The organism is Marinobacter sp. 2_MG-2023, assembly GCF_030546935.1.
Taxonomy (GTDB): Bacteria; Pseudomonadota; Gammaproteobacteria; order Pseudomonadales; family Oleiphilaceae; genus Marinobacter.
This window is the reverse complement of record NZ_JAUOPH010000004.1, coordinates 635081-646381: the sequence shown is the minus strand read 5'-3', so window position 1 is coordinate 646381 and position 11301 is coordinate 635081. Positions and strand designations below refer to the sequence as shown.

Annotated in this window: 7 protein-coding genes; 5 read left to right on the top strand and 2 right to left on the bottom strand. The window is 53.8% G+C overall.

Annotation, left to right across the window (positions count from 1 at the left end):
* Positions 1 to 107: 107 nt before the first annotated feature.
* Positions 108 to 1472, bottom strand: coding sequence for a KamA family radical SAM protein (locus tag Q4501_RS13590; protein ID WP_303596780.1), 1365 nt, complete (start codon positions 1470 to 1472; stop codon positions 108 to 110).
* Positions 1473 to 2113: 641 nt separating this feature from the next.
* On the opposite strand from Q4501_RS13590, the gene aceE reads away from it, so the two are divergent.
* The 3 genes from aceE (at position 2114) to Q4501_RS13575 (ending at position 7168) form a co-directional block, all read left to right on the top strand.
* Positions 2114 to 4783, top strand: a complete 2670-nt coding sequence (gene aceE, locus Q4501_RS13585; RefSeq protein WP_303596779.1) for a pyruvate dehydrogenase (acetyl-transferring), homodimeric type — start codon at positions 2114 to 2116, stop codon at positions 4781 to 4783.
* Between the two features lie 10 nt (positions 4784 to 4793).
* Positions 4794 to 6479: a dihydrolipoyllysine-residue acetyltransferase gene (gene aceF, locus Q4501_RS13580; RefSeq protein WP_303596778.1), complete on the top strand. Its 1686-nt coding sequence runs from the start codon at positions 4794 to 4796 to the stop codon at positions 6477 to 6479.
* A gap of 170 nt (positions 6480 to 6649) precedes the next feature.
* The gene (locus tag Q4501_RS13575; protein WP_303596777.1) at positions 6650 to 7168 is read left to right on the top strand and encodes a DUF2478 domain-containing protein; all 519 of its coding nucleotides are present in this window, start codon (positions 6650 to 6652) and stop codon (positions 7166 to 7168) included.
* 64 nt (positions 7169 to 7232) lie between these two features.
* Here Q4501_RS13575 and Q4501_RS13570 read toward each other — a convergent pair whose 3' ends face one another.
* Positions 7233 to 8363, bottom strand: coding sequence for a DcaP family trimeric outer membrane transporter (locus tag Q4501_RS13570; protein ID WP_303596776.1), 1131 nt, complete (start codon positions 8361 to 8363; stop codon positions 7233 to 7235).
* A gap of 170 nt (positions 8364 to 8533) precedes the next feature.
* On the opposite strand from Q4501_RS13570, the gene Q4501_RS13565 reads away from it, so the two are divergent.
* Together Q4501_RS13565 and Q4501_RS13560 are read left to right on the top strand one after the other, a co-directional pair.
* A complete protein-coding gene (locus Q4501_RS13565) occupies positions 8534 to 9985 on the top strand; it encodes an exonuclease domain-containing protein (protein WP_303596775.1) in 1452 nt (483 codons plus the stop codon).
* Positions 9986 to 10084: 99 nt separating this feature from the next.
* Positions 10085 to 11299 (top strand): aspartate aminotransferase family protein, encoded by a 1215-nt coding sequence (locus Q4501_RS13560; protein WP_303596774.1) that lies wholly within the window; start codon positions 10085 to 10087, stop codon positions 11297 to 11299.
* Positions 11300 to 11301: the final 2 nt, after the last annotated feature.

The window sequence follows — 11301 nt, the reverse complement described above, 5'->3', positions numbered from 1 at the left end:
GGCAGGCCTCGAATGCTGCTCGCAGGGGGGGGATGAAAATGAAAAAGCCAGGTGAATCCTTCCCCCCCGGCCTTTCTGTGAAGCTATACCGCAGTCAGGTGGCGGACTTAGCCATTTCCGTTCTTCATCGCTTCAAATTCATCCTCAAAAAAGAACTTCTCCTCACCGAACGCCGGCTCAAGCTCATGCAGCCAGGTGGCAGTTTCGCTGTATTTGGCAAAGAACGGACGCTGTACCCAGTCTGGATTGCGGCCTTGCAGGAAGCGCAGTACAAAGACCTTCTCGCCGTGTACTTCCGTGATGCCCTGAATTTCCACTTTGCCGGGGCCGGCGCTCATGCTGGGTCCGCGGGCTGTTCGGGCCAGGCCGCTGACTTTTTTCATGGCTTCGCGGTAGATGTGAAAGGCTTCCGCAAGAGGTACTTCAAAGTAGTTCTTGGCTCCGGTGTCGCGCTCCACAAACATGTAGTAAGGGATGATGCCCAGCTGCACTTCTTTTTTCCAGAGTTTGGCCCAGGCGTCTGCGTCATCGTTTACATGTTTGATCAGCGGGCCTTGCGCACGGATTTCGGCGCCGGTTGCCCGGATGCGGCGGATGGCCTCTTCAGCGATGTCCGTGGTGATTTCCTGCCAATGATTGTAGTGGGCCATGATCGCGACGTGCTTGCCTGCGTCTACCAGTTTGGCGAACAGGTCGATCAGTTCGTCGGCATCTTTATCCGTCACGAAACGGTATGGCCAGAAGGTCAGGGCCTTGGTGCCGATGCGGATGGTCTGGATGTGATCAAACTCTGGCTGCAGCAGAGGCTCAAGATACTGAACCAGGCTTTTCGTTTTCATTACCATGGGGTCGCCGCCGGTAACCAGCAGATCGGTGACCTCCGTGTGCTCCTGCAGGTAGCCGTGAAGCTTCTCGGCTTCGGTGCTGGACATCTTCAGGTCTTTGTCGCCCACGAACTGCGCCCAGCGGAAACAGAAAGTGCAGTATGAGTGGCAGGTTTGGCCCTGGGCAGGGAAGAACAGCACGGTCTCGCGGTATTTGTGTTGCACGCCGTCGAGCACTTCGCCTTCCAGTTCCGGCATATTCATTTCCATCTGGCCGGCCGGGTGAGGGTTCAGTTCATCGCGGATTTTTTTGGCGACGGCCTGGATCTCTTTTTTCTCGGCACCTTCGCGGTGCATTCTGGCCATGCGCTCAAAGTGCTCGTCTTTCAGCATCCCCTTTTGCGGAAAAACCAACTGATAGATAGGGTCGTTGGGCACCTTGTCCCAGTTGATCAGCTCGTTGATCACGTATTCGTTTACCCGGAAGGGTAGCACGCTGGCTACTACCTTCATCTCAAACAGGGTCTTTTCCGGAAGGTTTTGAATGATCTCGATCTTGTCTAGCTGTCGGTCCGTATAAACCTTGAAGCGTCGCTCCTCGAATTCAGCAGTGGGAATCCGGTTGGGAAACGTGACGATTGAATTCATGGTTCGCCCTCTGTAGTTGTAAGTACTAAATGTCAGGAGGGCAAAATCAGCGCCGCTCCGGTGGTCAAAAAATGGGCAGGGGAGTATACATAAATTGCTGTTTAGTTTCAGGTCTAATTAAAAAACAGGGAGGTTCGTTTTTTTGTTTTTGGCGTATCTATTTTAACGCTATGAAATTGCTAAGTATTTGTGGTCTTGTTGGCGCTCGGCTTTATGTTTTCATCGTTTAGCGCGGTAATGAAAAGAGCAGTGTTTTGGGGACTAAGACGTTGGTCGGAGCCTGGTTGTTTGAGTACCGGAAAACAGGCATTATTACGTAAATAATCGTAATTATCTTTGTGGTTTGTCCGGTGGTTTCACCGTTTTGTAAGATTTTTAGGGTAATGCGTAGTAAAAATACTACGAGGAGCCGTTAGTAAATGTTGCCTCCCGCTGTTTGTTGTGCAGAAACGCGCCATTCTGCGGGGCAGGGCAGTAAAAGCTGTTCTATGCTTTACGGATGCAGGCTTTCCATTGGCCGGAACACCGTCCGGCAGTTTGTTCAAAGAAAAGAAGCTGTGTTTCCGCAGCTCGTTGATATCGCTAACGCGGATGCCGGTCGCGGCACTCGGCGCACTTTTTGATGTGAAGGGGGAGGTTTGATGTACCAGGATGATGATCCCATTGAAACCGGTGAATGGCTTGATGCGCTCGAGTCACTGATCGAAAACGAAGGCGTAGACCGTGCGAAATACATTCTGGAGCGCTTGTCAGAGCGCGCCAGCCGCGACGGCACCGAACTGCCGTATTCCATTACCACACCATTCCGTAACACCATTCCTTTGGCCCAGGAAGCTCGCATGCCGGGTGACTTGTTCATGGAGCGCCGTATTCGTTCTTTGATCCGCTGGAATGCCATGGCCATGGTTGTGCGCGCCAACAAGCGCCCTGGTGATTTGGGTGGCCATATTTCCACTTTTTCATCAGCAGCTACGTTGTACGACGTGGGCTTCAACTACTTCTTCCACGGCGGCGATGAAAAACGCGAATCAGATCTGGTGTATTTCCAGGGCCATGCGGCGCCGGGCATTTATGCCCGCTCGTACCTGGAAGGTAGGTTTGAAGAGTCCCAGCTGGATAAATACCGCGAAGAAGTCGATGGCGGCGGTTTGTCTTCCTATCCGCACCCATGGCTGATGCCGGATTACTGGCAGTTCCCGACTGTGTCCATGGGGCTCGGACCGATCCAGGCCATTTACCAGGCACATATAATGAAGTACCTCGATAGCCGCGAGCTGGTCGAGATGGAAAATCGCAAAGTGTGGTGTTTTGTAGGTGACGGTGAAACCGACGAGCCAGAAACGCTTGGCTGCATCTCCAAGGCCGGTCGGGAAAAACTCGATAACCTGGTATTCGTGGTGAACTGCAACCTGCAGCGGCTGGACGGCCCTGTTCGCGGTAATGGCAAAATCATCCAGGAGCTGGAAGGCTCTTTCCGCGGTGCTGGCTGGAACGTAATCAAAGTCGTTTGGGGTCGTATGTGGGACCCGCTGTTCGAGAAAGATGAAGACGGCACCATGCAGCGTGCCATGGACGAAGTGGTCGACGGCGAATTGCAGAGTTTCACCAACGCTGGTCCGGCTGCAACGAGAAAGCAGTTCTTTGGTAAGTACCCGAAACTTGCCAAGTTGGTCGAAAACTGGACCGATGAGGATATCAACAAGCTCAACCGTGGTGGCCACGACCCATATAAAGTGTACGCGGCCTATAAAAAGGCAGCTACCGAAGCGAACGGCCGACCAACTGTTATCCTCGCTCATACCATCAAAGGCTACGGTTTTGGCGCGGCAGGTGAAGCCACCAACACGGCTCACTCACTGAAAAAACTGGACACAGAAACCCTGAAATCATTCCGCGATCGTTTTGCGATTCCGCTAAAAGACGAAGAGCTGGATGACGTCCCGTATTATCGCCCGGCACCGGATAGCCCGGAACTGATGTACATGAAGAAGCGCCGGCAGGATCTGGGGGGCTTCTATCCCAAGCGTCGTAAAGACAGCCAGCCGCTGCAGATTCCGGATCTGGATATCTTCAAGCAAGTACTGGAAGGCTCCAACGACCGTGAAATCTCGACCACTATGGCATTCGTGCGCATTCTGAGTGCTCTGGTCAAAGACAAGCGTGTAGGTAAGCGGGTTGTGCCGATTGTTCCGGACGAGGCCCGCACCTTCGGTATGGAAGGCATGTTCCGCCAACTGGGTATCTATACCTCAGAAGGGCAGAAGTATGTGCCGCAGGATCGCGAACAGATCATGTATTACCGGGAAGACAAGAAGGGCCAGATTCTGCAGGAGGGCATCAACGAAGGTGGCTCAATGGCGGCCTGGATGGCGGCTGCAACATCCTACAGCACCAACAACTTCCCGCTGATTCCTTTCTATGCGTTTTACTCTATGTTCGGCTTTCAGCGTGTCGGCGACCTGGCATGGGCCGCTGGGGATATTCAGGCCCGCGGCTTTCTGATTGGCGGTACTGCCGGGCGCACGACGCTGAACGGTGAGGGCTTGCAGCACCAGGACGGGCACAGCCATATCCTGGCCAACACTATTCCTAACTGCAAAGCATACGACCCGGCCTATGCCTACGAAATGGCGGTGGTCATCCACCATGGCATGAAGGAAATGTATGAAGACAACCAAAACGTCTACTACTACCTCACCATGGAAAACGAGAACTACGTTCAGCCTGCGATGCCTAAGGGGTGCGAAGAAGGCATTATAAAAGGCATGTACAAGTTCAGCTCGGTTGAAGCCAAAGGTAAAGGTAAAACCAAGCTGCGGGTTCAGCTGTTGGGCTCCGGCGCCATTATGAACGAAGTTAATGCTGCTGCTGAGCTGCTGAAGGATGATTGGGGAGTCAGCTCCGATGTATGGAGTGTTACCAGCTTTAACGAACTGGCCCGTGACGGCCAGCATGTAGAACGCTGGAATCTGATGCACCCAGATGATAATAAAGGTCGCAAGGCTTATGTCACCCAGTGCCTGGAAAATCAGTCTGGCCCGGTGGTGTCGTCTACCGACTACGTCAAACTGCACTCCGAACAGTTGCGGGCGTTTATTCCTAAAACTTTCCTGACTCTGGGTACGGATGGCTTTGGCCGCAGTGATACCCGTGAAAAGCTGCGTGATTTCTTTGAGGTTGATCGTTACCACGTTGCCGTAGCGGCATTATCTGCTCTGGCGAAAGATGGTGAGGTCAAGCACGAGCAGGTTCTTGAAGCCATGCGCAAGTACGGAATCGATCGCAATACACCGAACCCGGCGCACCGCTAAGGAGACCGCTATGAGCGAGCAGGAAATCAAGGTCCCGGATCTTGGCGGGGCAGACGAAGTTGAGGTTATTGAGCTTTTGGTAAGCGAAGGCGACTCGGTTGAAGCAGAAGATCCGATTCTGACCGTCGAAACTGACAAAGCCTCTGTAGAGTTGCCATCCCCTGGCGCCGGCAAGATCATCAAGCTCACCGTGAAGGTGGGTGACAAGGTCAAGGAAGGCGACGTTGTGGGCACCATGGAATCCAGTGGTGATTCCGGTGGGGATGCCGGTAAAGAGGGCAGTGGCACTGAAGACTCAGGTGGCGAGTCGGAGCCGAAAGCTGAGGAAAAACCGGAGAGCAAGCAAGAAGATGAGACGGAGAGCAAGCCGGCACCCAAGAAGAAATCCGGGGGCTCCAGGAAGGAGACTGTGCTTGTTCCGCCACTTGATGGAATGGAAAACGTACCGGTTATCGAGATCAACGTGTCTGAAGGCGATACCATCGAGGCAGATGACGCCCTGGTAACCGTCGAATCGGATAAGGCGTCCATGGAAATTCCATCACCTTTCGGCGGCAAAGTCGTGAAGGTCCTGGTGGCCGAGGGTGACAAGCTGTCAGAAGGCGATAAGCTTCTTGAGCTTACCGTTGCTGGCGACGATGGCGACGAGCAAGATGAACAGGACGACGCGCCCGAGGCCGATTCCGGTAAGTCTGAAGAGCCTGAAGCCAAGGCTGACGAGAAAGAGCAGGACAAAGAGCCTGCACCACAGTCGCAGGGCTCGGTTTATGAACCGCCCTCGCCGGGAGCCAAGGTCCATGCCGGCCCTGCGGTGCGCAAGCTGGCCCGGGAGCTGGGGGCAGACCTGACTCGCATCAAGGGTGCTGGCCCTAAAGGGCGAATCCTGAAAGATGATGTGCAGGCTTATGTTAAGAGCCAGCTGCAACAGGCGCAGCAAGGAAGTTCTGTAGCTACCGGCTCGGGCATTCCGGGCGTTAAACTCCCGGACTTCAGCCAGTTTGGTGACATTCAGAAAGAAGCTATGTCACGGATGATGGCAGTTACCGCTGCTAACATGCAGCGCAGCTGGTTGAACGTACCCCATGTGACCCAGTTCGAAGATGCGGACATCACCGATATGGAGGCGTTCCGTAAGTCGCAGAAAGCTGCGGGTGAGAAGAAGGGCGTGAAGATGACGCCTTTGCCGTTCCTGCTGAAAGCCTGCGCAACTGCGTTGGCCGAGCTGCCGCAGTTTAATGTGTCGTTGGATATGGAGCGCAAAGAGGTTATCCGCAAGCAGTACATTCACATTGGTATTGCTGTGGATACACCAAACGGTTTGATGGTTCCGGTTATTCGCGATGTGGATAAGAAAGGCCTTTGGGAGCTGGCTGCGGAGAGTGCGGAGCTCGCCCAGAAAGCCCGCGACAAGAAGCTGAAGCCGGCAGAAATGCAGGGTGCCTGCTTTACCATCACAAGTCTGGGTGGTATCGGTGGTACAGCATTCACGCCCATTGTGAACGCGCCGGAAGTGGCCATTCTTGGTGTTTCCAAAGCGGCAATGAAACCGGTGTGGGATGGCAGTGAATTCCAGCCAAGGCTGATGTTGCCGTTATCGTTATCTTACGATCACCGTGCGGTGAACGGAGCAGATGCGGCGCGGTTTACGTCTCTGCTTGGCCAGTTGCTGGGGGACATTCGTACCCTTCTGCTGTAATGGCTGCCAGGTTCGCTCCCGGTTCAGGCTGGAGTTTCTGATCCAGCTCAACCGGGAGTCGCCTGAAATAGGCTAGACTTGGCGAACATAAAGAGTGTTAAGGGGGTGCAGAGAAATCTGCGCCCCTTTTCTTTGCCATTGTAAGCAGGGCTTTCCTGTAGGGAGCTTGTATGAGTTCAGAGCTTAATCTCGCCGCCATTATCTACGACAGCGATGATCAGCCGGTTGATGCGCTTTTACACACGGTTGCGGCGAACCTGAACGGTCGTGGTGACAGGGTTGCCGGGCTGGCTATGGCGCTGAATGGGCAGGGTTTGCGGCGCAAGCCTATGGCACTTCAGGACCTGGAAACGGGTCGGGAATATTCCATAGCGCAAAACCTGGGCAAAGAATCGCAATCCTGTTGTCTGGATCCTTATGGGCTGGCGGAAGCGACCGGCGTGCTGCGTGCACTACTGAAGCAGCCGCCCCAGCTGGCGATTGTGAATCGTTTTGGCCAGCAGGAAATAAGCGGTAAAGGATGTCGTGCTGAGTTCCTTCAGCTGCTTGATGCCGGCATACCTGTGTTGACCGTGGTAAAGCGCAAGTTTCTGCAGCAATGGCATGAGTTTAGTGGTGGGGAGGCAGTTGATTTGCCGTTTTCCGAAGTGGTTGTGCAGCAGTGGTGTGATGGGGTTTTGAAGAGATAGCAAGGCCAGAAACAAATACGCCCCGGAAGACCGGGGCGTATGGGTACTGACTAAACCGGAGGGTTTAGAAGCTGTACTGGGCTGCGAACATCAGACGGTTTGCGTCTGAAGAATCGCCAGCAACGGTTTCCTGATCAAGGTAGCCGTATTCGATACCCATCATTACGTTTTGAACTGGGGTCCACATGTAGTTGAGGAGAACGTTCTGGTTGGTCTCTGCAGCTCCGTTTGTTAGCGAGCTTGCAGCGATTGCATCATCCAGATCCAGCGTTGTCATGCCATAGCCCAGGTTGATGCTGCGGCCGCCGCCAAGCTTCATGCTTACGCCGACTGAGCCACCGTAACCTTCGATGGTTTCAATGCTGTTGCCATCCATGTAGGCGCTGGCGCCGTAGTAGTTGCTGCCCGAACGCCACAGGTAACCGCTTGCACCATCGGTGTAATTGAGCGCGCCCTGAACAGAGAACATGTCATTCAACTTCAACTTGATAGCACCGAAAACCCCGTACCCAATAGCGCTGTCATCAGTTGAGCCGTCGTCTGATGTGACTTGGCTGGCCATGACCGCTCCAGAATAGGAGACTGCACCTGCAGAATCTTCAAGTCGGGCAGTGAAAGCAGGTGAAGATGTGCGGCCAGAGCCGTCAACAATTGCTTGCGAGCTAGGATCTTCCAAAGAGAAAGACATGGCGCCGGTGGTATAACGAATCTGTTCGGTACGATCCTGGCTGCCAGCTGTGCCTGCCAAGCTATCGAAGTCCAAGGTAGGAGTGTTGCCAACGAAACTCAGGTAGTTAGACCATGTACGACCGGCCAGGAACCCATTGTATTCGCCGTATGCATGGCGCATACGAAGGCTGCCGGCACCGTTGCCTGAACCCCGGAAGTCACCTTCAACGGTAATCGCAACACCTGAGCTATGCTTAACTTTCACGCCCAGACGGCTCTGCTGAACATCGGCACCGAAGTGACCTTCAGCGTCTTCGTTGGCGGAAGGGGAAAAGGAACCTGCGCGGGTGGATACTGCACGGTCGCCGTCTAGATCATAGCTCATGTTCAGACGCGCATAACCGTAAAGGCTGGCTTCAACGTCGTCACCAACGTTCAGGCTCAGGGCATTTGCCTGGCCGGCTACACTTAACACTGCTACGGCTGCCGTCGCACGAATAGCCATTCTCAATTTGTTGCTTTGCATTATTGTTGTCTCCACACATTGGACAATTATTTTTGTAGGACCCACGGACAAGATAGTTACCATTGCATGACAATTCAAATAAATTTGCACCCGGTTTAGACAAAGGTCTATGGAAGCTTTTTGTTTTGATACAGGTATCTGCACCTCATTAAGGGCATTAACATTGGTTTATGGCATTCAAAAATAGCGATCTGAGTAAAATTACATTCGCATTTCTCGATATTGAGACTACCGGTGGGAATGTGTCCCATGACAGGATTACCGAAATCGGAATCCGTTTATGGCGAGCGGGCGAGACAGTGGGCGAGTGGCAAACCCTGCTGAATCCGGGTACTCGCATCTCTCCCTTTATCGAGCAATTGACAGGTATCTCGAATGACATGGTGGCCGACGCGCCATTGTTTGAAACCATAGCCGATGAGCTCGAAGAGCAACTCCGCGATACCGTATTCGTGGCCCATAACGCGCGCTTCGATTACGGGTTTATCAAATCGGAGTTTCGCAAGCTGGGGCGGCTTTTCTCTGCGCGAGTGCTGTGCACCGTGAAGCTATCCCGGCGGCTGTATCCGGAGTTTCGCAAGCACAATATGGATGCGCTGATTGAACGGCACGGGCTGGAACAGGTGCAGCGCCACAGAGCCATGGGAGATGTTTCTGCAATGCTGGCGTTCTTTGAAAATGCGCTGGCTGACAAAGGGGAAGAGCAAATAGAGAAAGCTGTTGCTGAACTGCTGCAACGACCAAGCCTTCCTTCGCATTTGCCTTTCGATACCTTGAAAGATTTGCCGCGCAGCCCTGGCGTGTACCGGTTTTATGGCGAAAACGATGTGCTCTTATATGTAGGAAAGAGTACCAATATTGCTCAGCGTGTAGCCTCGCACTTCTCCGGGGACCACAACACCACCCGCGGAGTGCGTATCTCTGAAAGCCTGCGGCGGGTGGAGTGTACTGAAACCGCCGGCGAGCTTGGGGCTTTGTTGTTGGAGCTTCGGGAAATAAAAGCGCTCAACCCGCTTTTTAACCGCCGTTCCCGAGCGGCAAAAAGTCTGGTGAGTATTGAGCTGACGCCGAACGACTCCGGTTATTTGCAGGCACGGCTGGTGAGGAAAATAGAGCCGCATCGTCTTGCCAGCTATTATGGACTGTTTCGCAGCAAGCGGGATGCAGAGCGGGCGCTGAGCGGCATTGCGGCAAAGAACGAGGTGTGTAATCGGTTGCTTGGGCTTGAACCGGAGCGCGAAGGCGCATGTTTCCAGAGGGCGCTGGGGCGGTGCAAGGGTGCCTGTGAGGGCACTGAGGATGTCGCTCGCTATAACCTGAGGGTGCAAATTGCGTTTCACGAGCTGCGCTTGCGAACCTGGCCGTGGAAAGGGCCGGTGGCGATTGTGGAGCGTAGAGAGGGAAGGGAGAAACCGGATATTCTGGTTGTCTATAACTGGATGCATGTTGCTACTTTGCATGATGAGCAATCGCTTCACGATCTGTCACTGCGAGGTCAGTCTATAACTTTTGATCTGGACTCCTACAATTTGCTGGTCAAGGCATTGATGGGCCGGAATGCCAAGGTAGATTCCCTTATCGAATTGCCTGCGGTCGGGGAGCCGGATGTTCTTATGCCCTGAGTGGCGTACTATAAAGCGGTTGATCCGAACACCTACGTACTTGCCCACAACGGCAACTCGACTATTTTACAGGCTTAACTGCTTTTCTGAGAGAGATCTATGCACAAAGAACCTGTCAGCCGCGAACTTTTCGATGAAGTCATGGTACCCAACTACGCCCCCGGTTCGATCATACCGGTGCGAGGCGAGGGTTCCCGAATATGGGATCAGGATGGTCGTGAGTATATAGATCTCCAGGGCGGCATTGCCGTGAGTTGTCTTGGGCATTCACACCCCGGTCTCGTTGGAGCATTGCAGGAGCAGTCAGAGAAAATCTGGCACCTGTCCAATGTGATGACGAATGAGCCGGCTTTGCGGCTGGCAAAAACTCTCTGTGATCTTACTTTTGCCGAAAGGGTGTTTTTTGCGAATTCCGGCGGTGAAGCCAACGAGGCGGCATTCAAGCTCGCTCGCAGGTATGGCTGGGAACACTCCGGGCCGGAAAAGCATGAGATTATCTCCTTTAAAAATGCGTTTCACGGTCGGACCCTGTTCACTGTAAGCGTGGGCGGCCAACCGAAATACCTTGAAGGTTTTGAGCCGGCACCGGGCGGGATTCACCATGCGGATTTCAATGATCTGGCGTCGGTAAGAAAGCTGATTTCAAAAGATAAGACCTGTGCCGTGGTTGTCGAGCCTATTCAGGGCGAGAGCGGCGTGGTGCCAGCGGATCCGGAATTTCTGGAAGGGCTGCGGCAGCTCTGTGATGACAACGACGCACTGCTGATTTTTGATGAGGTTCAGTCAGGCGTTGGTCGTACCGGTCATCTCTATGCTTATCAGATGTACGGCGTTGTGCCGGACATTCTCACCAGTGCCAAGGGGCTCGGCGGAGGCTTTCCGGTCGCCGCCATGCTGACTACTGCCAAAGTTGCTGCCAGCCTCGGAATAGGTACACATGGTAGCACCTACGGCGGGAACGCTCTGGCTTGTGCCGTCGCCCAGAAGGTGGTGGATACTGTAAGTCAGCCAGATATTCTGAAGGGTGTTAAGGCGCGCTCTGATCATCTGCGCAAAGGTATGATGGATATCGGTGAGCGCTACGGGATCTTCAGTGAGGTCCGCGGAGCGGGCTTGTTACTGGGCTGCGTGCTGACCGAAAAGTGGCAGGGCAAGGCGAAAGAGTTCCTGAACGCAGGCCTGGATGAAGGCGTGATGGTTCTGATCGCCGGCGCTAACGTAATCAGGCTGGCGCCTTCGCTGATTATTCCCCACGCCGACATTGATGAAGCGCTTGAGCGATTTGAAGCGGCGGTGAAGAAACTTACAGCGTAGGA